General features: G+C 72.9%; 21 protein-coding genes. 13 read left to right on the top strand and 8 right to left on the bottom strand.

Features of this window, described 5'->3' with window-relative positions; genetic code table 11:
* Positions 1-25: 25 nt before the first annotated feature.
* From ACSU6L_RS14355 to ACSU6L_RS14340, 4 genes are all read left to right on the top strand, one after another.
* Positions 26-1,693, top strand: coding sequence for a family 20 glycosylhydrolase (locus ACSU6L_RS14355; RefSeq protein WP_437056966.1), 1,668 nt, complete (start codon positions 26-28; stop codon positions 1,691-1,693).
* A 72-nt stretch (positions 1,694-1,765) separates the two neighbouring features.
* On the top strand, positions 1,766-2,269 hold the full coding sequence (locus ACSU6L_RS14350; RefSeq protein WP_437056965.1) for a hypothetical protein: 504 nt from the start codon (positions 1,766-1,768) through the stop codon (positions 2,267-2,269).
* A 97-nt stretch (positions 2,270-2,366) separates the two neighbouring features.
* Entirely contained in the window at positions 2,367-2,933 is a 567-nt protein-coding gene (locus ACSU6L_RS14345) for a hypothetical protein (protein WP_437056963.1), read from the top strand.
* 121 nt (positions 2,934-3,054) lie between these two features.
* Complete coding sequence (locus ACSU6L_RS14340) at positions 3,055-3,456, top strand: hypothetical protein (RefSeq protein ID WP_437056961.1); 402 nt, start codon at positions 3,055-3,057, stop codon at positions 3,454-3,456.
* A 9-nt stretch (positions 3,457-3,465) separates the two neighbouring features.
* On the opposite strand, the gene ACSU6L_RS14335 is transcribed toward ACSU6L_RS14340, so the two are convergent.
* A complete protein-coding gene (locus ACSU6L_RS14335; RefSeq protein ID WP_437056959.1) occupies positions 3,466-4,632 on the bottom strand; it encodes a peptidoglycan recognition protein family protein in 1,167 nt (388 codons plus the stop codon).
* A gap of 351 nt (positions 4,633-4,983) precedes the next feature.
* On the opposite strand from ACSU6L_RS14335, the gene ACSU6L_RS14330 reads away from it, so the two are divergent.
* The 5 genes from ACSU6L_RS14330 (at position 4,984) to ACSU6L_RS14310 (ending at position 9,193) form a co-directional block, all read left to right on the top strand.
* A complete protein-coding gene (locus ACSU6L_RS14330; protein ID WP_437056957.1) occupies positions 4,984-5,376 on the top strand; it encodes a hypothetical protein in 393 nt (130 codons plus the stop codon).
* Between the two features lie 145 nt (positions 5,377-5,521).
* Entirely contained in the window at positions 5,522-6,139 is a 618-nt protein-coding gene (locus ACSU6L_RS14325; RefSeq protein WP_437056956.1) for an RNA polymerase sigma factor, read from the top strand.
* A gap of 75 nt (positions 6,140-6,214) precedes the next feature.
* Entirely contained in the window at positions 6,215-7,024 is an 810-nt protein-coding gene (locus ACSU6L_RS14320; RefSeq protein ID WP_437056954.1) for a hypothetical protein, read from the top strand.
* Between the two features lie 394 nt (positions 7,025-7,418).
* On the top strand, positions 7,419-8,090 hold the full coding sequence (locus ACSU6L_RS14315) for an RNA polymerase sigma factor (protein ID WP_073940408.1): 672 nt from the start codon (positions 7,419-7,421) through the stop codon (positions 8,088-8,090).
* Positions 8,090-9,193 (top strand): hypothetical protein, encoded by a 1,104-nt coding sequence (locus ACSU6L_RS14310; RefSeq protein WP_437056952.1) that lies wholly within the window; start codon positions 8,090-8,092, stop codon positions 9,191-9,193. The genes ACSU6L_RS14315 and ACSU6L_RS14310 overlap by 1 nt, the downstream gene beginning before the upstream one ends.
* 225 nt (positions 9,194-9,418) lie before the next feature.
* Here ACSU6L_RS14310 and ACSU6L_RS14305 read toward each other — a convergent pair whose 3' ends face one another.
* A complete protein-coding gene (locus ACSU6L_RS14305; RefSeq protein ID WP_437056950.1) occupies positions 9,419-10,291 on the bottom strand; it encodes a L,D-transpeptidase family protein in 873 nt (290 codons plus the stop codon).
* Positions 10,292-10,432: 141 nt separating this feature from the next.
* On the opposite strand from ACSU6L_RS14305, the gene ACSU6L_RS14300 reads away from it, so the two are divergent.
* From ACSU6L_RS14300 to leuE, 3 genes are all read left to right on the top strand, one after another.
* Positions 10,433-12,013 carry an acyl-CoA mutase large subunit family protein gene (locus ACSU6L_RS14300; protein WP_437056948.1) on the top strand — a complete coding sequence of 527 codons (1,581 nt, stop codon included), beginning with the start codon at positions 10,433-10,435 and terminating at the stop codon, positions 12,011-12,013.
* Between the two features lie 99 nt (positions 12,014-12,112).
* Positions 12,113-12,685 carry a Uma2 family endonuclease gene (locus ACSU6L_RS14295; protein ID WP_437064889.1) on the top strand — a complete coding sequence of 191 codons (573 nt, stop codon included), beginning with the start codon at positions 12,113-12,115 and terminating at the stop codon, positions 12,683-12,685.
* A gap of 59 nt (positions 12,686-12,744) precedes the next feature.
* Complete coding sequence (gene leuE / locus ACSU6L_RS14290; RefSeq protein ID WP_437056946.1) at positions 12,745-13,401, top strand: leucine efflux protein LeuE; 657 nt, start codon at positions 12,745-12,747, stop codon at positions 13,399-13,401.
* A gap of 22 nt (positions 13,402-13,423) precedes the next feature.
* Here the strand turns inward: leuE and ACSU6L_RS14285 are convergent, their stop codons facing one another.
* Positions 13,424-14,839 (bottom strand): FAD-dependent oxidoreductase, encoded by a 1,416-nt coding sequence (locus ACSU6L_RS14285; RefSeq protein WP_437056944.1) that lies wholly within the window; start codon positions 14,837-14,839, stop codon positions 13,424-13,426.
* A 95-nt stretch (positions 14,840-14,934) separates the two neighbouring features.
* On the opposite strand from ACSU6L_RS14285, the gene ACSU6L_RS14280 reads away from it, so the two are divergent.
* Positions 14,935-15,588, top strand: coding sequence for a TetR/AcrR family transcriptional regulator C-terminal domain-containing protein (locus ACSU6L_RS14280; protein ID WP_437056942.1), 654 nt, complete (start codon positions 14,935-14,937; stop codon positions 15,586-15,588).
* A gap of 19 nt (positions 15,589-15,607) precedes the next feature.
* Here the strand turns inward: ACSU6L_RS14280 and ACSU6L_RS14275 are convergent, their stop codons facing one another.
* The 5 genes from ACSU6L_RS14275 to ACSU6L_RS14255 form a co-directional block, all read right to left on the bottom strand.
* Positions 15,608-16,753 (bottom strand): acyltransferase family protein, encoded by a 1,146-nt coding sequence (locus ACSU6L_RS14275; RefSeq protein ID WP_437056940.1) that lies wholly within the window; start codon positions 16,751-16,753, stop codon positions 15,608-15,610.
* A gap of 56 nt (positions 16,754-16,809) precedes the next feature.
* On the bottom strand, positions 16,810-17,739 hold the full coding sequence (locus ACSU6L_RS14270) for a class I SAM-dependent methyltransferase (protein ID WP_437056938.1): 930 nt from the start codon (positions 17,737-17,739) through the stop codon (positions 16,810-16,812).
* 133 nt (positions 17,740-17,872) lie between these two features.
* The gene (locus ACSU6L_RS14265; protein WP_437056936.1) at positions 17,873-18,964 is read right to left on the bottom strand and encodes an acyltransferase; all 1,092 of its coding nucleotides are present in this window, start codon (positions 18,962-18,964) and stop codon (positions 17,873-17,875) included.
* A 53-nt stretch (positions 18,965-19,017) separates the two neighbouring features.
* Positions 19,018-20,373, bottom strand: coding sequence for a polysialyltransferase family glycosyltransferase (locus tag ACSU6L_RS14260; protein ID WP_437056934.1), 1,356 nt, complete (start codon positions 20,371-20,373; stop codon positions 19,018-19,020).
* 3 nt (positions 20,374-20,376) lie between these two features.
* On the bottom strand, positions 20,377-21,342 hold the full coding sequence (locus tag ACSU6L_RS14255) for a glycosyltransferase family 2 protein (RefSeq protein WP_437056933.1): 966 nt from the start codon (positions 21,340-21,342) through the stop codon (positions 20,377-20,379).
* Between the last annotated feature and the right edge of the window lie 73 nt (positions 21,343-21,415).

Here is a 21,415-nt window from a genome sequence, read left to right as displayed (position 1 = left end):
TCCGCTTCCGGCGTACGTTGGCGGCGTGAGCCAGCACAGGCGCCGGGCGCCGGCGAGGAGGGCGAGGCGGACGCGGACGGCTGCGGTGGCCGCCGGCGCCGCCGTCGTCGTCGTGGCGGCCGGGGTGGGCCTGGGAGTGTGGGCCGGCGGAGGTGACGACGGGCGCGGCGAGCCGGTCGGCTCGGCCCGCTTGCCGTCGGCCGGGCAGTCCGCGCGGGCGCCCGCCCCGGCGGAGCCGAGCCCGACGCCCACCCCCAGCCGGAGCTACCCGCTGTCCTCGGCGCCGGACACCATTCCCGCCGTACGGGCGCACACGCCGGCGCGCGGGCCCGGTTGGCAGCCCGAGCGCGGGTACCGGGTGGTGGTCAGCGACGCCGCCCTCGAGGACGAGGGGCGGCTGATCGCCGACGAACTGGGGGTGACGTACGGCGGGCGGAAGGGCGACCTGAAGGCCGGGGACGTACGGCTGGCGCTGAACGACGACGAGGGCGCCGACCCGGAGTCGTACACCATGACCGTGCGCGGCGGCCGGGTCACCATCACCGCCCCCGACGACGCGGGGGTCTTCTACGGCACCCGCACCCTGAAGCAGGCCGTGCGCGGCGGCGGGAGCGCCCCGGAGGGCGTGGTGCGCGACGAGCCGGCCAAGCCGCAGCGCGGGTTCATGCTGGACATCGCGCGCAAGCACTTCGACGCGGGCTGGATCGAGGACCGGGTACGGGAGCTGGGGGACCTGAAATACAACCAGCTGGGCCTGCACTTCTCCGACGACCAGGGCTTCCGCATCCAGTCCGACACGCACCCGGAGATCGTGTCGGAGGACCACCTGACGAAGGCGCAGGTGCGGAAGATCGTCGAGCTGGCCGAGAGCCGGCACATCACCGTGGTGCCGGAGATCGACTCGCCGGGGCATCTCGGCGCGGTCATCGACGCCCACCCCGACCTCCAGCTGCGCAACGCGCAGGGGGTCGCGGCGCGCGGCGCGGTCGACATCTCCGACCCGAAGGCCGCCGAGATCGTCGACGACCTGCTGAACGAGTTCGCCGGCCTCTTCCCCGGCACGCCCTGGCATCTGGGCGGCGACGAGTACCTGGCGCTCACCGCCTCCGACCCCGAGGCGTCGTACCCGCAGCTCGCCGCGGCCGCGCGGGAGGCCTACGGCGCCGGCGCGACCGTCGCCGACCTGGCCACCGGCTGGCTCAACGACCGCGCGCTGACCGTCCGGGTCCACGACAGGACGCCGCGCGCGTGGAACGACGGGTTCTACGAGGGCACGTCCGTGAAGGCCGACGAGAAGATCCAGGTCGCGTACTGGACGGGCAAGGAGATCGGGGCCCGGCAGCCGGTGGAGTATCTGAGCACCGGACGCCAGGTGATCAACTACAACGACGAGTTCCTGTACTACGTGCTCGGCGAGCCGCAGACCTTCGTCTATCCGACGGGGGAGCGGATCTACGAGCAGTGGACACCGCGGGTGCTGCGCGGCACGGAGGCCGTTCCCGAGCGGTACGACGGGCAGATCCTCGGCGGCACGTTCGCCGTCTGGTGCGACCTGGCCGGCTCGCAGACGCAGGAGCAGGTCGCGGCGGGCATCCGAATGCCCCTGCGCGCCACCGTGCAGAAGCTCTGGAACCCGGGCGAACCCTCGCTTTCCTGGGCGGAGTTCAGGAAACTGGCGGACAGGCTCGGCTGATTCCGCGGTACCGCTGCGGCGTCCGGCGGGGCTGTGGTTGTTCGGGCCGGGCCGACAGTGCGGGGGCGGGACATGGGCTACTGGGGGTACTTCGTCGTGGGCCGCGCCGAGCGGCCGCTGGACGGGCTGACGGCGCTGGCGGGCATGGAGGGGCTGCGGCCGCACGCCACGGCGCCGGGCGGCTGGCAGGTGTGGGAGTGGCCCAGCGCGGACGGTGAGATCGCCGGGATGGGCGCGCTGGCCCGGGAGACCGGGGCGCCCGCGCTCTTCGGCTACGTCATGGACAGCGCCTGCGTGGTCCTGGAGGCCGCCGGCGAGGAGAGCGGGGTGTGGACCGGCTGTCTGGCGCGGGCGGCGACGGCCCGGTACCTCGGCGCCGAGAGCGAGGGGCTGACCCTGGAGGACTACTTCCTGCCGCCCCGCGACGCCGCCGAACGGGCCGTCGCCTGGGCCGCCGAGGCGGGGCACACCGTCCCCGCCGAACCGCTCCACGACGTGCTGACCGCCGAGCCCGACCCCTTGGCCGAAAACCTCTTCTTCCGCCTCCTCGACCGGCTGGGTGTCGTGCCGCTGTGACAGAACTCGGCGGTCGCACGCAGTAAGGGGAAGTGCGGGCTCCGTTAAGGTCGGTGCCCATGACAGGCCGCAGACGGGCCCGAAAAGGGAGGCGTGGATGAGCCTGGTGGAACTGATCGCTCAGGCCGACGAACGCGGGCTGGCCGCCAGCGGACTGGCTTGTTTGGATCGGTGCGTGCCCCTGCTGGGCGCGGACGACGAACTGCTGCGCCCGCTGTGGGCGAACCTCGTGGACGGCGGCGACGCCGGTGCCTGGGGCGCCCTGCTGGACCGGGTGCGTGCCGAACTGGGCGTCGCGGATGTCGTGGACGCCGAGGACGCCGAGGACGAGGCCGCCCTGCTCGTCCGGCGGATGCTGGCCGCCGCCCCCGCCATCAGGTCCGCCCCCGAGGCGCGGGCGTGGGCCGATGCCTGCTCCGTCGCCGCCCTCCAGGTCCACCGGATGCTCGACTCCGCCGACGACGCCGACTCGGTCGACTCCCGGCGGGCCGGCCGCACCGACGGCATGCCCCCGCTCGTCGCCGCCGAACTGCGCCGCCAGGTCACCGTCCTGGAACTGCTCGCCGAGCACGGCACCGGCGGCCTGCGCCGCGCGCTGGACGTCTCCACCGAGGGCCGCCGCGTGCTGCGCGCGGTGGTGTCACGCCGGGCCCGGCACGCGTAAACCCCCGACCGCGCGGAAATCCTGTGACCGTTCCGGGGGCGAGTGGGGCGGTCCTGGGCCGGTTGCGGGGAAGGCGCCGCATCCGGGTGACGGAACTCCGGCTCTGAGCGCTTACCCCCATGTGACGACGACACAGCAGGAGATCAGGCCCTCCGCCGCGGCGAAACCGGTGCGGTGGGCGGGAGACGCGGTCGCGGCGATGCGGGAGGGGGCGCGGGTGCGCCTCGACTACTCGGCGCAGAGCCTGTGGCGCGTCGACCGGTTCATCGCCGATCTGCGCCGCGAGCAGCCGCCGTACGCCGCCGTGCAGGCGGTGCTGCGGGGGTTCGGGGCGTACGCGGGCGAGGTGATCGTCCGGCAGACGGGCGCGGAGTGGTGGGCGACCGGCGGCGACCACTGGGTGCGCACCCCCGACGGCCGGCTGTGGGACCCCATCGAGGAGGCCCGCCGCTGCTTCTCGGGCGACGGCTCGCTGCGGCTGCTGTGCCGGGACGCGACGGACGACGTCGCGCTCCGGCACTGAGCGGCCGGGTCAGGGGGCGGTCGGCACGGTGAGCCGGCGCGCGTCCGCGGCGAGGACGCGGATCGCGGGCAGGTCGCCGTAGAGGCTCTGGCCGGGGCAGTCGGTGGGGTAGCCGTCGCGGTGGCCGGAGATCCGGTACAGGGTGACCTTCTGGCCCGCGGTGTACCTGCCGTTGTCGGCGCCGGCGGTCAGTGTCACCGTGTCGGACGGGTCGCGGTCGTACAGACCGAGCTTCCAGGCGGCGACCTTCGCGATCGACGCGCGCGCCGCGGCGCTGACGGCCTTCGTGTTGTGGTCGCCGAGCACCGAGATGCTGCTCGTGGCGGTGTTGAAGCCGTAGGTGTGCGCGCCTTGCACCGGCTTGTCGATGCCGCCCGCGCGGCCCTCGAAGACGGTGCCGCACTTGTCGACGAGGAAGTGGTAGCCGATGTCGTTCCAGCCGTTGCTCTGCACGTGGTACGTGAAGATGCCGCGGACGATCGACGCCGACTCGTCGCAGGTGTAGTCGTTGGTGCCGGCCGTGTGGTGGACGAAGATCGCCTGGGTGCCGGTGGTGTAGGTCGGCGGGTTCTGGACCAGCGACTCGTCGGCGCCCCAGCCCGCGCGCGAGGTGACGGCGGGCCGGTCGGCGGTGGGCAGCGGCGTGCCAGCGCCCGTGCCGGTGTCGGAGGGCGTGCCCGTGCCGGCGGACGTGCCCGTGCCCGTGTCGGAGGGCGTGTCCGGGTCGTCCCCGTCGGGGTCGACCAGCTCCACCCGCATGCCCTCGGGCAGTCGCAGGCCCGACGCCCGCACCTGCACCCCGTCGGCGAGGCCGGTCCACAGCGGCTGGGTGCCGCCGCGCACCCCGGCGCGGATGTGGTCGGGGCCCGTCTCGGGGGTGCGGGCGTCGGTGTCGAGGGCGCGCCAGCCGGTCCACTCGCCGGTCGCGGCGGAGCGGGTGCGGACCTCGATGGTGCCCTCCAGGGCGGTGTGCGGGTCGTCCCAGGTGACGCCGACCATGCGGAACGGCTGTGTGGCGCGCCGGGGGACGGCCCGGTGCATGGGGTCGGAGCCGAGGATGTCGATGGTGTGGACGGTGCCCGTCCCCTCGGCGTGCGCCTGCCCGGCGGGACCGGTCAGGCCGAGGGCGGCGAGTGCGAGGGCGGTCGCGACGACGGTGCGCGGCAGAAGACGCATCAGGGGGTGACCTCTTCCTACCCGGCTGGAACCGGCTGGCTGTAACGCATCGGGAGAAGCCGTTCCCGCCCCGGGGCCACCGTGGGGGCACCTGCCGTGAAAGCTCACCCGAACGGAGCGGCCGCGGCACCGCCGCCACGGATCCGTCACGAGCGACGACCGAGACCGTCAAAGGTTGTACAGGGCCTGTGATTTGCCAGTGTGCGAATGGACACGCCCGTGCCCCGTGATGTTCCGGTGGCGGCGGGCGCTGGATCATCCGGGGGAGCCGGAGCGGGTTCCCCGGATGAGCGAAGGGACGGGCTCGTGAACGCGGCGGCTACCGGCGGGAGAACACCGTGCGCGCGAGAGATGCGCCCCTACACCACGGCCTTCGTCAGGCGCGTCACCGCCCGCAACCGGCTGCCGCTGGACTACTCCGTGGCCAGCCTGCGGGTGGTCGACTTCCTGCTCGACGGACTGCGCAAGGGCGGAGCCGAACGGGAACGGCCCGCGGAGACGCTGTTCGGGCTCGGCGGGTACGTCGGTGAGGTGCTGGTGCGCCGCGCAGGGGCGGTCTGGGTGGACTTCGACGCCCACCAGCGCGCGTACTTCGGCCAGCCGGTCGGCGTCCGCATGCCCGACGGACGGGTCTGGAACCCGCTCGGCAAGGTGCACAACCGCTTCGACTCCGGCGCTCCCGAGGAGTCCCTCCAGACGTTCTACCTGACCCTCCACGGGCGGGCGCGCAGGGCTGTGGCATAGGGACGGGCAGGCGCCGCCGGGCGGCTGACGAGCTGTGACACTTCTGTGCGGCCCGGCGCTGATGACCGTGGGGGACACGGGTGGGCAAGGGCGGCCGGTTCCCCGGTGCGGATCCGCCACGACCGGTAAAGGGCGAGGACAGTTCTTGGGCCAGGGAGGGGAACCCCGCGGAACGCAGGCGTACGACGGGGAACTGGGCGCGGCCGTCGCGCGGGCCCAGGACGGTGACGAGGCCGCCTTCGCGGTCGTCTACCGGCTGGTGCAGCCCGGGCTGCTCGGCTACCTGCGCGGCATGGTCGGCGACGACGCCGAGGACGTGGCGTCCGACGCCTGGCTGGAGATCGCCCGCGACCTCCGGCGGTTCAAGGGGGACGGAGCGGGCTTCCGGGGCTGGAGCGCCACCATCGCCCGGCACCGGGCGCTGGACCACCTGCGCCGGCAGCGGGTACGGCCCCGCGCGTCGGCGCTGGAACAGGACGTACTGGACCTGCCCGGCCCGCACACCACCCACGACCAGGCCCTGGAGTCCATCTCCACCGAGCAGGCCCTGGAACTGGTCCGCGCGCTGCCGCGGGAGCAGGCCGAGGCCGTGCTGCTGAGGGTCGTCGTCGGCCTCGACGGGCCGGCCGCCGCGCGCGTCCTCGGCAAGCGGCCCGGCGCGGTGCGCACCGCCGCCTACCGGGGGCTGAAGCGGCTGGCCGGGCAGCTGGCCGACCGGGGTGTGACGGATGTCGGCCGCGGGACGCTGGGTGAGTCGAAATGAACAGTGACGACGACGGCGAGGGCGAAGGATCCGGCCGCGCGGGTCGCAGAGGTCGGACGGGACGGGAAAACGGACATGGGTGAACGGCTCAGCGGTGACGGAGCCCCCGACCGTCTGCACGCGCACCACCCCGGCACCTCCGCGTCCGGCCCGCTGGACGAGGACACCGGCCGTCTGGAGGCGTGGCTCGCCGCCACGATGCGTACGAACGGTGTGGACGCCGAGGCCGAGGGACGGGCCGTGGCCGCGTTCCGGGTCGCCCGGGAGACCGGCGCCCGGCGTCCCCGCACCCGGCGCCGCGACGACTGGCGGCCCCGCACCCGGCCCGGACTCGCGCGCTCGGCGAAGGCGGCGCTGTCGCTGTTCGCCGTGAGTCTCACGCTGGGCGGTGTCGCGGTCGCGGCGATCGGCTCGGCCGGCTCCTCCGGTCGGGACACCGCCGGCGACCACCGCCGCGCCACCCCGTCCCACAGCGCTCGCTCCCAGCCCGCCGACCCGACGGCCGACCGGCCCTCCGCCCGGCCGTCGGCCCCGGCGTCCGGCACCGGACCGGCCCGCCCGGACCGTCCGGACGCCGCCGCTGACACCGAGGCCCAGTGCCGGGCCTTCGAGCAGGTCGGGGGTCGCGGCAACGCCCTGGACGCGACGGCCTGGCAGCGGCTGATCGCCGCGGCGGGCGGCGCGGAGAAGGTCGCCGCGTACTGCGCGGCGCTGGGCGAGGACGCCCGGACGAAGCCGGACGAGCAGGGCAGGCCGGACGGGACGGGAGCGGACACGGGCACGTCGACGCCCCCCGGCGACCAGGCGAAGCCGGACGATCAGGGCGAGCAGGCGGGGCAGAGCGAGAAGAACGAGCCCGGGCAGGCGAAGGGGAAAGAGGAGTAGGCCGGGCGGGTGACTCCTCGCCGCGGGGGCTCCGCCGGTGCTGCCCGGGCAACGGCCGGGGCCGCCACCCCCCACAGGAGAGGCCCCGGCCGTCGCGCGGCACGGGCCGCGCGGCGACCCGTACTTCCTACAGCGCCACGGATGCGTTTTCTGTCACACCCGGGCCGCCCCCAGGGCCGTATCTCGGCGTCGTCCCAGCTCCCGCGCCCGCGCGCAACCATCGAGTCACGAGTTAGTTGCATCTTCTACCGACCTTCTGGGGGCGTGGACGGGGAGCGGTTTCACGCCGTAACGTGCCATTCGCGCCGGGCCGCGGACAGATGGAAGACGGACAGAGCGAGACGTGGCAGACGCCCGCGCGAAAGCGGCGCCGGTGTGGCGCAGAGGGAGTGCGGTGCTGGGGGACGACGCGGAGCTGACGGCCGCGGTGCTTGCGGCACAGGACGGGGACGAGACCGCGTTCCGTACTGTGTACCGCGCGGTGCACCCGCGGCTGCTCGGATACGTACGGACGCTGGTCGGCGAACCCGACGCCGAGGACGTGGCGTCCGAGGCCTGGCTGCAGATCGCCCGGGACCTCGAACGGTTCAGCGGGGACGCGGACCGCTTCCGCGGCTGGGCCGCCCGCATCGCCCGCAACCGCGCCCTGGACCACATACGCATGCGCGGCCGCCGCCCCGCGATAGGCGGCGACGAGACGGAACTGACGGGGAAGGCCGCCGAGTCCGACACCGCCGGCGAGGCCATAGAGGCGCTGACCACCGACCGCACGCTCTCCCTGATAGCCCGCCTCCCGCAGGACCAGGCCGAGGCCGTCGTGCTGCGCGTGGTCGTCGGCCTGGACGCCAACACCGCCGCCGAGACGCTCGGCAAGCGGGCCGGCGCGGTACGGACGGCGGCGCACCGCGGACTGAAGCGGCTGGCCGAACTCCTCGGCGACCCGAGCGGCGATCCGGAATCGGCCGGGGTGCTCGACGCCCTGCCGCCCCAGCGAGAACCGCGCGGCCGCGCGGTGACGTCCGCGAGTGTGACGCATACGCGCGCGCGGACGCAGAAGGACATGTGATGGCCGACGAGCAGTACCCGTGGCTGGACCGTGAGACGGTGGAGCGTCTGCTGAGCGGCGAGTCACCGGGCACAGCCGGCGCCGACGCCCGCATCCAGGCCGAGCGGCTCGCCCAAGCACTCGGCGCGCTCGCCGCCACACCCCCGCCGACCAGCGACGAACTCCCCGGCGAGGCCGCCGCGCTGGCCGCCTTCCGCAAGGCCCGGGACCAGCGCGAGGAGCACGTCGAGGCACCCGCCACCGCCGCCCGACCCGCCCGCGGCCACCTGTCCGACGCCGGGCTGTTCCGCATCGGCGCCCGCCCGGACGACCGTACGACGACCGGCCGCGGCGCCCGCCGGCACCGCCCGCTGCGTCTGGCGCTGGCCGCCGCGCTGGCCGCCGGCATGATCGGCGGGGTGGCCTTCGCGGCCGGAACCGGAGTGCTGCCGACGCCGTTCGACGAGGCCGAACCGGCCCCCGGAGCCTCGGTGTCGGCCGCCGCCACTCCGAACCGCCCGCTGATCACGCCGTCCCCGGAAGGCACCCACGGCGGTACGTCCGGCCTGGCCACCCCCGACCCGGGGGAGCCGTCGGGAGAGTCGCCCGAGCGTGAACCGGAGGCCGGCCGGGACGGCGAGGACCGGGCGACGCCCCCTTCAGGCGACGGCGACTCCGGCCGCTCGTGGACCGAGCTCGCCGCGGCCTGCCGTGCCGTGCGCGACGGCCGCGGCCTGGACGCCGACCGCAGACGCGCCCTGGAGGAGGTGGCGGGCGGCTCCTGGCGGGTGACGCGGTACTGCGAGAACGTCCTGCGGCACGCCCCCGGCGGGTCCACCGCCGGCAAGGGCAACGGCAAGGGCGACGACAACGGCGAGGGCACCGGCAAGGACGAGGGCAAGGGCGACGGCAACGGCGGCGGCAACGGCCAGGGCCACGGGGCCGGCGACAACGGCAACGGCCAGGGCGACAACGACGACGACGGCCACGGCATAACCCGCCCCGGCGCGCACGGTCACGACGGCGACGACGACGGCCCCGGCGGCGACGACCGCCGGGAGCGCCCCGGCCGGGCGTCCCTCTCGCCGCGCCCCTCCTTCACGCCGCCGTACACCACCGGCTGACAGCACCGGCCGGCACCACCTGGCAACCTGGCCTGACCTGCGCTTTTGTATTTCGCTCAACTTTTTTTCGCGAAGGTGTGACGTTTTCCGTCGCCTCGGCGCAGTACAGAGTGAGCCGACTGGTCATCGGCCGTTGCACCGAGCCGGGGTTCCCCCCGTACCCGCGGCTCGTGCACCTGGCGCGGGCGGGACACGTTCCCCCGGTCCCGCCCGCGCCCCGCATCCTCACCAGTGGACGACGACCTTGTCGCCGGTCCGCACCTCCTCGAACAGCTCCGCGATCGCCGCCTCGTCCCGTACGTTGACGCAGCCGTGCGAGGCGCCCGCGTAGCCGCGCGCGGCGAAGTCGGCGGAGTAGTGCACCGCCTGACCGCCGCTGAAGAACATGGCGTACGGCATCGGCGAGTCGTAGAGCGTGGAGTGGTGGTGGCGGGACTTCCAGTAGACCTGGAACTCGCCCTCGCGGGTCGGGGTGTACTCCGAGCCGAACCGCACCGGCAGCGTCGACACCGTCCGCCCGTCGATCATCCAGCGCATCGTGCGGCTCGACTTGCTGATGCAGAGCACCCGCCCGGACAGACAGCGCGGGTCGGGCGCGTCGGCGGGCTGCCCGCCCATCAGATACAGCTCCCACTGCCCCGGTTCACGCGTCATGTCCAGCAGCCGCTGCCAGGTGACGGTGTCCGTCTCGCCGGTCCGCGGCAGTCCGCGCTTGCCCTGGAAGCCTCTGACGGCCTGCTCGGTCAGATCGTCGTACGTCCCCGTCGGGCCGTCGTACAGCCAGGCGACCTGCCGGAGTCTGGCCTGGAGCTCGCGGACGTCGGGCCCGTTGTCGCCGGGGGACCACAGCACCGGGGGCGGGGGCGCCGGCGCGGCGGGCGCGGTGCTCGGCTTGTCGTCCTCGGGAACGGCGGGCGACGGGGTGGAGCGGGCCGGGGCGGACGGCGCCGGGGTGGCCGGGGCGGTGCCGGTCACCTCCATGTGCACGGGCCCGCGCGGACCGCCGTCGGCGTCCACCGCCTGTGCCGTGCAGCCGCCCACCGTCAGCAGCGCCGCCAGCGCGGCGACCGCCCGTGCCCCACCCGTCGTACCGCGCATGACAGCCCCCCTGTCGTCGCACCGCCGTGCCCCGCGCACCGCACTGGTGTCACCTGAGATGTTCCCCGCGCGTGACGGGTTGCGAACGGCGCGGCATCGTTGTGAGGAAGGTCCCAGTACGCAGAAGCGCGGAGGCACGCCATGGCACGCGAGTCGGAGTCCGGACTGCCCATCGAGCCGGTTTACGGCCCAGAGGCGCTGGAGGGCTGGGACCCGGCGGAGAAGCTGGGGGAGCCGGGCGCGTATCCCTTCACGCGCGGCGTGTACCCGTCGATGTACACGGGCCGCCCCTGGACGATGCGGCAGTACGCGGGGTTCGGCACGGCGGTGGAGTCCAACGCCCGCTACCGGCAGCTGATCGCCCACGGCACCACGGGCCTGTCCGTCGCCTTCGACCTGCCCACCCAGATGGGCCACGACTCCGACGCGCCGATCGCGCACGGCGAGGTCGGCAAGGTGGGCGTGGCGATCGACTCCATCGACGACATGCGGGTGCTGTTCGGCGGGATCCCGCTGGACAAGGTCTCCACGTCGATGACGATCAACGCCCCGGCGGCGCTGCTGCTCCTGCTCTACCAACTGGTGGCCGAGGAGCAGGGCGTCGGCGCGGACCAGCTGACCGGCACGATCCAGAACGACGTGCTGAAGGAGTACATCGCGCGCGGCACGTACATCTTCCCGCCCAAGCCCTCCCTCCGGCTGATCGCCGACATCTTCAAGTACTGCAAGGCCGAGATCCCGAAGTGGAACACCATCTCGATCTCCGGCTACCACATGGCGGAGGCGGGCGCGTCCCCCGCGCAGGAGGTCGCGTTCACGCTGGCGAACGGCATCGAGTACGTGCGCACGGCGGTCGCGGCGGGCATGGACGTGGACGGCTTCGCGCCCCGCCTGTCCTTCTTCTTCGTGGCCCGTACGACGCTCCTGGAGGAGGTCGCCAAGTTCCGGGCCGCCCGCCGCATCTGGGCGCGGGTGATGAAGGAGGAGTTCGGCGCGCGAAACCCCAAGTCGCTGATGCTGCGCTTCCACACGCAGACCGCCGGCGTGCAGCTGACCGCGCAGCAGCCCGAGGTCAACCTGGTGCGGGTCGCCGTCCAGGGCCTGGCCGCCGTCCTCGGCGGCACCCAGTCCCTGCACACCAACTCCTTCGACGAGGCGATCGCCCTGCCCACGGACAAGAGCGCCCGTCTGGCGCTGCGCACCCAGCAGGTGCTGGCCCACGAGACCGACGTGACGGCGACCGTCGACCCCTTCGCGGGCTCCTACGTCGTCGAGAGGATGACCGACGACGTCGAGGCGGCGGCGCTGGAGCTGATGCGGAAGGTCGAGGACCTGGGCGGCGCCGTCACCGCCATCGAGCACGGCTTCCAGAAGAACGAGATCGAGCGCAACGCCTACCGGATCGCCCAGGAGACCGACTCCGGCGAGCGGGTCGTCGTCGGCGTCAACCGCTTCCGGCTCGACGAGGAGGAGCCCTACGAGCCGCTGCGCGTCGACCCCGCCATCGAGGCCCAGCAGGTCGAACGCCTGAGCAGGCTCCGCGCGGAACGCGACCGGCAGGCGGTGGACACCGCCCTCACCGCCCTGAGGAAGGCCGCCGAGGGGCAGGACAACGTCCTGTACCCGATGAAGGACGCGCTGCGGGCGCGGGCGACGGTGGGGGAGGTGTGCGGGGCGTTGCGGGAGGTTTGGGGGGTGTATGTGCCGGCGGATGTGTTCTGAGCTGGGCAGTTACTTCGAACGAGTGAACTGGGTGGGAAGCGGCACATCCGCGGTTACGCTCATGGAGGGTGTTCCCGAACGGAGGGTGCCGTGGCTGTGATGCTGCACGAGTCGTCGCTTTCCGATGCTGCCGACTGGCTCTGGGAGGAGCTGCCCGGGCACCGGGTGGAGATCCTCAACGGGAGCATCGTCGTGACACCGCCGCCGGATGGGCCGCATCAAGTGCCACTGTCTTGGTTGATCGTGGAATGCCACAGAGCGGGAGACCGGCAGGCCGGACTGAGAACGGTGTCGGGGATCGGCCTTTGGCTGCCGACGGGACCCGAGGATTACGCGGTACCGGACTTGTCCATTGTCGATGCCGACTACAAGGACGCCGGCGTCGAGAAGAACTGCTACGCCCCGCACATCTTCCGTCTCGTCCTGGAGGTCACCTCCTCCAACTGGACGAACGACACGGCCACCAAGGTCGATGTCTATGCCCGGGCCAACATTCCCGTCTGCATCATCGCGGATCGCAAGCACGACGAGGTCCTCCTCTACCAGAACCCGATCGACGGCAAGTACCCCGACCCTCAGCGCTTCGAGCGAGGTCAGAGCGTGCCCGTCCCCGAGTCCGTCGGCGTCACCCTCGACCTCCCCGTGGACACCCTCCTCGACGGCGACGACTGACCGTCCCACCCTCTGAGACCCGGCATGCGGTGTCGTACCCCCGTGCGACACTCCATGCCATGTTCGGCGTCATCGATCTCCCCACCTACCTGGCAGGCCTCGTCCTGATCGTCCTGCTCCCCGGGCCCAACTCGCTCTACGTGCTGTCCGTCGCCGCCCGCAAGGGCATCCGTACCGGTTACGCGGCGGCGGCCGGGGTGTTCACGGGGGACGCGATCCTGATGACGCTGGCGGCGCTCGGCGCCGCCTCGGTGCTCACGACGACGCCGCTGCTGTTCCTGGTGGTGAAGTACGCCGGTGCCGCGTATCTGGCGTGGATGGCGTACGGCATGCTGCGCTCCGCGTGGGCCATGTGGAAGGCGCGGGGGCAGCAGACCGAGGCGGCGGCCGTCGCGCCCGTCGCGGAGTCCGCCGAGGAACACCCGTACCGCCGCGCCCTGGTGGTCTCCCTGCTCAACCCGAAGGCGATCCTGTTCCTGATCTCCTTCTTCGTGCAGTTCGTCGACCCGGACTACGCCTACCCCGCGCTCTCCTTCGTCGTCCTCGGCGCGCTGCTCCAGACGGCGAGCTTCCTCTATCTCTCGCTGCTGATCTTCGGCGGCACCCGCCTGGCCGACGCGTTCCGCCGCAGGCGGCGGCTGGCGGCGGGGGCCACCTCGGCCGCGGGGGCGCTCTTCCTGGGCTTCGCGGTGAAGCTGTCCGTGGCGAGCGCCTGACCCTGCCGCCCGCCCCTTGCCGCTACCGCGCGAGGCCCATCCGCGCCGCGTACTCCGGCAGGCCCGCCGCCGTGTCCCCGGCCCAGCCTACGTAACCGTCGGGGCGGACCAGGAACACCCCGGTCCCGTAGGGGGCGTACGCGGGGATCCGTACGACGGGTGCCGCGAGCGCGGGCAGTTCGGTGTCCGTGCCCACGGTGAGCAGCGTCCAGTGCGGCCCCCGGAAGGCGTCGAACAGCCGTACGCCGTCCCGGGTGCCGTCGGGCGCGCGGTCCCCGGCGCGCAGCGCGCCGGGTGCCTGCCGGGTCTCCCGGGTGAGTGCCGACTCCCGGTAGCCGATCCCGAGTTGCCGGGTCGCGTCCCCGCGCCGCTCCTCCCCGCGGTGCACCCGGGTGGACAGGCCCAGCATGTCGGCGGCGACCGGGCGCCGTTCCGCCTCGTACGTGTCGAGCATGCCCGCGTCCACCCCGTCCCGCAGCACCGCGCCCAGCTTCCACCCCAGGTTGTACGCGTCCTGCACGCTGGTGTTCAGGCCCTGGCCGCCGGCCGGTGAGTGCACGTGCGCGGCGTCCCCCGCGAGGAACACCCGCCCGGCCCGGAAGCGGTCCGCCAGCGCCGCGCGCGGCCGGAAGTCCGACGCCCAGCGCACCTCGGTCACCGCCTCGGGGGCGAGGTGGGACCGGCCGGCGATCACCTTGCGCACGCCGTCCGGGGAGACGTCCACCGTGCCGCCCTCCGGGAAGCGGGCCATCACCTGGAAGTCCTCGGTTCCCGCGAGCGGGCAGACGGCGAGGAAGCCGTCGTCGTCCCCGCGCGGCGGGAAGATGTGCCAGTTGTCGCTGTCCAGGCCGGTGATCCGGACGTCCGCCACCAGCATCGGGCCCGGGTCGACGAGTTCGCCGGTCATGCCGATGCCGAGCGCGGCGCGCACGGCGGACCGTCCGCCGTCGGCGGCCACGACGTACCGGGCACGCAGTACGGAACCGTCGGCGAAGCGGGCCGTGACGCCGTGCGCGTCCTGGGCGATGCCGGTCACCTCCCGGCCGAACGCCACCCGCCCGCCCAGTTCGGCGAGCCGCGCCCGCAGGATCTCCTGGGTGCGCCACTGCGGCACCATCCACCCCTCCGCGTACGGCGCGTCCTCGGTCGGCTCGACCGGGTCGAACATCCGGTGCTCGCCTACCTTCGCGCCGTCCTGCCAGATCGCCCCGACCGGGTACGTGCCGCCCGCCGCGCGGATCGCGCCGAGGACGCCGAGGTCGTCGAAGACCTCCATGGTGCGGGGCTGGATGCCCTTGCCCCGCGATCCGGGGAACAGCCCGTCGGCCCGCTCGACGAGGAGCGCGTCGACGCCGCGCCGGGCGAGGTCGATTCCCAGGGTGAGCCCGGTCGGGCCGGCGCCGACGATCAGGACGTCCGTGTCGACAGCAGTGGTCATGAGGTCTCTCCTTAACGTTGTTAAGTGCGCCTGCCTCCGAGAGTCCCCTTAACGTTGTTAAGTTGTCAAGCGGGCCGCGCGATAAGTTGGCTCCCGTGAGCACGGAACGACGAGCCCCCCTCGACCGCCGCCGCGTCGCGGACGCCGCCCTCGAACTGCTGAACGAGGTCGGTCTGGAGGGCCTGACCCTGCGCGCCATCGCCAAGGAACTCGACGTCAAGGCCCCCGCCTTGTACTGGCACTTCAAGGACAAGCAGGCGCTGCTCGACGAGATGGCGACGGAGATGATGCGCCGGATGTCCGCCGAACCGGCCCCCGGCACGGACCCGGCCGACGGCGACTGGCGGGAGACCCTCCTGCTCCGCATGCGCGGCCTGCGCGCCCACCTGCTGCGCTACCGGGACGGCGCCAAGGTCTACGCGGGCACCCGCTTCACGGATCTGTCGTACGCCGAGCCCATGGAGGCCCACCTCCGCGCGCTCGTCCAGGCGGGCTTCACCCCGCAGGCCGCCGCCCGCGCCTGGTTCACCGCGTACAGCTACACCATCGGCTTCGTCATCGAGGAACAGTCGATGGGCCCCGACCCGGCCGACGGAGCCGGGGGATACGACCTCGACGCGCGCGCCGAACGGCTCGCCGACTACCCGCTGGCCGCCGCCTCCGGCCGCGAGTTCTTCCAGAACCGCGACCAGGGCTTCGAGGCCGGGCTGCGCACGATCGTCGAGGGCGTGGCCGCGACCCTGCTCTGACGGCGCCGCCCGCCCGGCGTCACCGCAGCGCCCGCCGCAGCGCGGGCGTCGCCCGCGTCTCCACGTAACGGTTGACCAGCCAGGCCAGCAGCAGCATCAGCGTGACGGTCGAGGCGGCCGTGAGCCAGGACGGCAGGCCGAGGTCCTGGTGCAGGACCTCGATCACGACCCACCCCAGATGCTCGTGGATCAGATAGAACGGGTACGTCAGGGCGCCCGCCACCGTCAGCCACCGCCAGTCGGCCCGGCGCAGCCGGCCCAGGGCGACGGCGAGGACCGCCAGGAAACCCAGGGTGACGATCAGGATGATCACCAGGGACGAGCGGTGGGAGAACTGGCCCGGGCCCGGCGGATGCCACAGGCTCCGCACCGCGTAGTGCTGCCCGGTCAGCCAGCTCACCACCACGACACCCCACGCGGTGACGTCCCGCCGGTCACGGTGCAGCAGGTAGATGCCGACACCGCCGATGAAGAACGGCGCGTACTCGGGCATCAGCAGCAGCGACAGCAGCGGTTCGCCGGCGGCCCGCGCGACGGCCGCCGCCGCCGTCCACACCGCGCAGAACAGCAGGACCCGCCGGCGGTCGGCGCCCGGCACCACGACGAACAGGGCGAACAGCGCGTAGAAGCGGACCTCCACCCACAGCGTCCAGTCCACGCCGAGCACCCGGTCCGCGCCCAGCGGCTCCTGAAGCAGGGTCAGGTTCAGCAGCGCGTCGCTCGCCGACACCGCCGGGAAGGCCACCACGGGCAGCGCGGACACCGCCGCCACGAGGGCGACCGCCACCCAGTACGCGGGCAGCAGCCGGGCGGCCCGCGAGGCGAGGTAGGCGCGCGGCGACCGGCCCCAGCCGCTCATGCAGATGACGAAACCGCTGATCACGAAGAAGACCTGGACGCCGAGGCAGCCGTAGGCCAGCAGCGGGTGCAGGGTCGGGAACTGCACCTTCGGCGACGACCCCCAGGCCCCGGTGACGTGTCCGCCCCGGCCGCCGTAGTGGTACGCCGCCACCATCAGCGCGGCCAGCAGCCGCAGCCCGTCCAGGGCGCGGAGCCGGCCGCCCGCGTCCGCGTCCCGCCGCGCCGGCTCCCGTGTGTCCGGGGAAGACGCGGGCCGCCCGGCCGGCGCGTCCCCGAGTGCCGTGCTCCCGACCGTTTCGGTCACGCTGACCCCTCGTGCCGTGTCCGCGGAACGTACACGTCAACAGTAGGGGCCGGAGATCAGGAAGCCCGCAGATACGCCGAGAGCGCGGCCTTTCCCAGGTAGGTGAAGCGGGTCTCGCCGGTCAGGTGCTTGTCCAGGGCGTCCTTGATGCCGGGCCACTTCGGGTCGCCGTAGTCGTCGAGGACGACCACCGCGCCCGGCGCGGCGATCTGTTCGGCCCACTGCAGGTCGGCGAGGACGCCCTCGGCCGAGTGGTCGCCGTCGACGACGATCACGCCGTAGGAGCGGTCGGAGACGGCCGCGCGGGTCCCGGGGTCCTCGGAGAAGCCGCGCTGGATCCGGGCGGCGGCGCCCGCCGGGCCGGCCAGGGCGAGGTTGGTGCGGACGGCGTGCTCGTCGACCGGGGCGCCGGTGGGGTCGGGGCGCTGCGGGGTGCCGGGCTGGAGCTGCACACCGGCGAACGGGTCGACGATCGTCACGCTGGGGGTGCGGCCGGCCCGCTCCATCATCCGGATCAGCCCGGCGGAGAACATGCCGTACAGCGTGCCGATCTCCAGGATCTCGTCGTTCTCCGGCGGGGCGAGCAGCGGGATCGTGCCGAGCTTGCCGCAGATGTTCATGGTGCCGCCGGCGATCCGGCCCACCCCCAGCGACTCCAGCGCCACCAGCAGCCGGAACGCGGTGGCGACATTGCGCTCGGCGGCGTCCCGGTCCCCGGCCAGCGCCGCCACGTCGGCCTGCAGGCGCTCCAGGGGGCCGGGGCTCACGATCCGCGACAGGCCGCGCGCCCGGGACCCGAGCAGGAGGTCGAGGGTGAGCTGGTGCTGCTTCATCAGTTCGACGGCGTCACGCAGCCGTTCCCGCTCGGCCGCGTTCGCCGCCGCGGCCGAGCGGATCCGCCGGTCGATGCGCTGATCGATGAGATCGGCGACCGGCCGGAGCAGACGCCGGGATGCCGGACTGGTGAGCAGGGTGCGCCTTTTCATGGAACCGAGAACCTCAATCCGTCGCGAGTCGAGTCGGAGTGTTGCGGTCCGAGACTCCAGTCAGGCTAGGTGGGCGGCACCTGACGGGAAGGCGTACGGAGTTGACCGGTCGGTTAACACCTGGCGAACGCGGTCAGCCGAGCAGCCGCCGCAGATTCAGCCTGCCCCACAGCAGGCTGGCGGCGAACGACAGCGCCATCACCGTGGCCACCAGGCCGACCAGCAGCAGCCCCGCCACCGGACCGCTCAGGTCGGGCGACACCAGCGGCCGGACGATCTCCTCGACGAACAGCACGTGCACCATGTACGCGCCGAGGGCGGCTCCCGCCAGCTTCTTCAGCAGGGGCCGGCGCTTCTCGGGCACCCGGATCCTGCTGATCAGCAGCAGTACGCAGATGCTCATCGCGGCGACGAACAGGTGCGCGTTGGGCATCACGTAGTGGATCTGCGTGTTGTACCAGAGGCTCCCGGCCATGGTGAGCGGCAGCAGCAGCATCAGCGCGCGGCGCCACCGCACGGTGACGCGGGGAAGCGCGAACAGCAGGGCCCCGCCGACCGCGTACACCAGCGAGTAGGTGCCGAAGCCCCAGGCGACGGTCGGCATCTCGTGGCCGGTGACCTCGGAGACCGTGGTCATGACGCTCGGCAGGACCGCGATGCCGAGCAGTACGGCGCCCAGCCGCCAGGGCCGCTGCCCGGCCTTGATGAGCATCGCGAAGGCCAGCAGGATGATGATCGGGATGTAGGTGTACATGAACCACAGGTGGTACGCGGGCTGTACCGAGGCGAAGAGGGAGTCCGTCGCCAGCTCGGTCATGGGCTCGTCGTTGCGGTTCCGCAGCCAGGCCCAGACCAGGTAGATCGCCGTCCACGCGAACAGCGGCACGGTGTTACGGACGATCCGCTTCCACATCTTCCCGGTGTCGCGCGGGGGCGCCCCGACCAGGACGGCCCAGCCGGCGATGGCGAAGTACATCGGGACGGCGTACGGGTTGATCGCCTCGGCCACATGCCCGGCCCAGTACGATCCGGCGCCGTTGGCCGGGTCGTTCTTCGTCGCGAGGATGAACTGGGCACCCACGTGCCCCAGCATGATCGTGGCGGAGCAGATCAGCCGCATCAGGTCGATGTCGTAGCGGTGTTCGCGCTGCTGGGCGGACTGCTCGGACTGCTCGGACGTGCCCTGTCTCTGCTGCGGCAAGCGTACGGCTGCGTTGTTCGGCACCGCGCACCTTTCCTGGGGGGTGAGCTGGGGAGGTCGAAGCCCGTGGGGGCGGGTCACTTCCGGGCGCCGCCGCGGCGCACCGCCCGGCGTACGACGCGCTTGGCGCGCCGCACCTGGAGCTTCGCGCGCACCTGCGGGCGGCTGCCGGGCAGGCCGAGCTCGGCCAGCCGCAGCTCGGGGAAGTACTGGCGAGGGGTGTCCGCCAGGTGGTCGCGCAGCCAGGCGACCGTCGGCTCCCGCAGCTTCTTGTACGCGTCGGGCTGCATGCAGAAGCCGATCGCCCGCACCAGCGGCGACAGGGTCTCGGGGGCCGCGCCGACGACGGCGGGCGTCGCACCGCGCTCCAGGTCGGGCACCACGTGGTCGATCACGGCGAGCGGCACCCGGTTGCTGTTGGGATACGGCTTCAGACGCTCCATCACCAGCCTGGTCCCCACCCGGCCGACGGGCACGCCGTAGTAGGCGGAGGCGGTCACCATGGCGGTGGAGAAGCAGCCGACGACGAGTTCCGGCTCGGCGTGCCGGTACAGCGTCTCGGCCAGCAGGGGCGCGTCCAGCACGGTGAGCCGGACGCCGGCCTCCGCGGCCGCCTTGCTCAGCGCCGCCGAGTAGCTCGCGGGCGCGGTCGGGTGGGGCTTGAAGACCACGGACCGGTGTCCGGCCCGCGCGGCCCCGGTGAGCATACGGACGTGGAGGTCCTCCTCCTCTTCCGCGCTCAGGATGTTGATCGCCGCCAGGTACTGGCCCAGCAGCACGGCCGTCGGCTTCTCCGCCAGGGCCGGCGCGAGCCGCGGGTCGTCCGCCGTGTCCTGGGAGATCTCGTCGAGCACCCGGCGGAACGCCGCGTCCGGGACGACCTCCGACTCGACGCCGTACTCGGACAGCAGCAGCGGGGCGAGGCCGGGTATCAGGTCGAGGTGCAGCAGCCGCCGGATGCGGCACGCGATGGTCAGCGGCAGCTTGTCCCGGGTCGGGCCGTAACTCATCAGGCCGTCGGCGTACACGTGGATCGCGGCCTCGGAGAAGATCGCCGCCAGCGCGCGGCCCGGGTTGACCTGGATCGACTCGACGGCGAGGTCGATCCGGTCGCGTTCGCCGATGCCCCAGGCGAGCCGGAACGCCCGCTGCCAGATCACCGTGTCGTTGCCCCGCGGGCCCCAACTGCTGGGGTGGTACGGGCGGATCGCCTCGTTCCAGCTGACCACCGTGTCGAACCGGCCGGCTATGCGCTCGTAGCCGTGCATCTCGTCGAGGCGCAGCGCGGTCTCCGGTATCGCGGCGTTGTTGGAGACCAGCAGGATGCGCCGGGCCTCGGCGCGCGGTCCGAACCGGCCCGCGTCCAGCGCCGCGGCGAGGGTGGCCGCCCCGTAGAGGGTCGAGACCTGGAAGATCTGGGTTCTGTGGGCCATGGATCAGGCAGCCTTCCGCCCGTCACGCAGGCGGCTGAGCAACCTGCTCCTGGTGCTGTCGATGGTTCTGAGGGTCTCCTCCAGCGCGTGCTCGGGCATGCGACGGAGGGCGGCGCTCGCCTCGCGCCGCAGCCGCTGGGCCGCCGTGGGCTCGTACTCGTCGGCCTTGCCGATGTGGAAGGCGATCATGGCGCAGTAGGTGCGCACGGCCTTGAGGAGGAAGCGCTCGGACTCCCGGTCGTTCAGGACGTCCTGCAGCAGCGCGTCGTAGGCCGGGATGAAGTCCAGCTGACGGGAGTCCTTGATCTGGGTGAGCGAGGTCGCCACGCCCCGCCGGTAGAAGATCCCGTGCAGGCCGACGGAGGCGTAGGTCCGGGCCTTCAGGTGCAGGCGCCAGATCCACAGCCGGTCCTCGGCGGTGCGGAGTTCGGTGGCGAAGCGCATCCCGCCGTCGTCGAAGAGGTGCCGCCGGTAGATGCCCGCCCAGACGAAGGGATAGTCGACCATCGTCTCCATGTCGGCCGGCGCGATGCCGTCGCGCGGATCCATCACGGTGTCGCGCATCCGGGCCGGGGGACGGCGCAGCACCCGGTCCTTGCCGGTGACCTGGACGTGGTCGGTGCGGGCGAAGTCGCAGCCCAGTTCCTCGATCGCGTCGACGAGCCCGGCCAGGTGGCCGGGCCCGTACCAGTCGTCGCCGTCGAGAAAGGTGATGAACTCCCCGTTCGCCGCGTCGATTCCGCTGTTGCGCGCCTGGGCTATGCCCATGTTCTGCTCGTGCCGGATCACCTTGGCGCCCGGGAGTTTCTCTGTCCAGCGGTCGATCACCCATGGCGTGGAGTCCGTGGAGCAGTCGTCGACGAGCAGGAACTCGAAGTCGTCTTCCGCATTGCCGGCGAGACTCCGCAGCGTGCTCTCGGCAAAGGCCCCCACATTGTGCATGGGCACGACAACGGACAGTTTCGGCACAGGGCCCTCTCATGTTCGAAGGGTGTTATTAGAACAGGCTAACTAGGGCCCCGAAGTCGCCGGTGTCGCCCGA

It is taken from the genome of Streptomyces sp. enrichment culture (assembly GCF_964272855.1).
GTDB lineage: Bacteria > Actinomycetota > Actinomycetes > Streptomycetales > Streptomycetaceae > Streptomyces.
This window is presented reverse-complemented; position numbering and strand designations above follow the sequence as displayed.

Excerpts from the sequence above, each read along its gene's own strand:
- ACSU6L_RS14350 (WP_437056965.1), top strand. The coding sequence starts at position 1,766 with ATGGGCTACTGGGGGTACTTCGTCGTGGGCCGCGCCGAGCGGCCGCTG.
- ACSU6L_RS14345 (WP_437056963.1), top strand. The coding sequence starts at position 2,367 with ATGAGCCTGGTGGAACTGATCGCTCAGGCCGACGAACGCGGGCTGGCC.
- ACSU6L_RS14335 (WP_437056959.1), bottom strand. The coding sequence starts at position 4,632 with ATGCGTCTTCTGCCGCGCACCGTCGTCGCGACCGCCCTCGCACTCGCC.
- ACSU6L_RS14330 (WP_437056957.1), top strand. The coding sequence starts at position 4,984 with ATGCGCCCCTACACCACGGCCTTCGTCAGGCGCGTCACCGCCCGCAAC.
- ACSU6L_RS14320 (WP_437056954.1), top strand. The coding sequence starts at position 6,215 with ATGGGTGAACGGCTCAGCGGTGACGGAGCCCCCGACCGTCTGCACGCG.
- ACSU6L_RS14310 (WP_437056952.1), top strand. The coding sequence starts at position 8,090 with ATGGCCGACGAGCAGTACCCGTGGCTGGACCGTGAGACGGTGGAGCGT.
- ACSU6L_RS14305 (WP_437056950.1), bottom strand. The coding sequence starts at position 10,291 with ATGCGCGGTACGACGGGTGGGGCACGGGCGGTCGCCGCGCTGGCGGCG.
- ACSU6L_RS14300 (WP_437056948.1), top strand. The coding sequence starts at position 10,433 with ATGGCACGCGAGTCGGAGTCCGGACTGCCCATCGAGCCGGTTTACGGC.
- ACSU6L_RS14295 (WP_437064889.1), top strand. The coding sequence starts at position 12,113 with ATGCTGCACGAGTCGTCGCTTTCCGATGCTGCCGACTGGCTCTGGGAG.
- leuE (WP_437056946.1), top strand. The coding sequence starts at position 12,745 with ATGTTCGGCGTCATCGATCTCCCCACCTACCTGGCAGGCCTCGTCCTG.
- ACSU6L_RS14285 (WP_437056944.1), bottom strand. The coding sequence starts at position 14,839 with ATGACCACTGCTGTCGACACGGACGTCCTGATCGTCGGCGCCGGCCCG.
- ACSU6L_RS14270 (WP_437056938.1), bottom strand. The coding sequence starts at position 17,739 with ATGAAAAGGCGCACCCTGCTCACCAGTCCGGCATCCCGGCGTCTGCTC.
- ACSU6L_RS14260 (WP_437056934.1), bottom strand. The coding sequence starts at position 20,373 with ATGGCCCACAGAACCCAGATCTTCCAGGTCTCGACCCTCTACGGGGCG.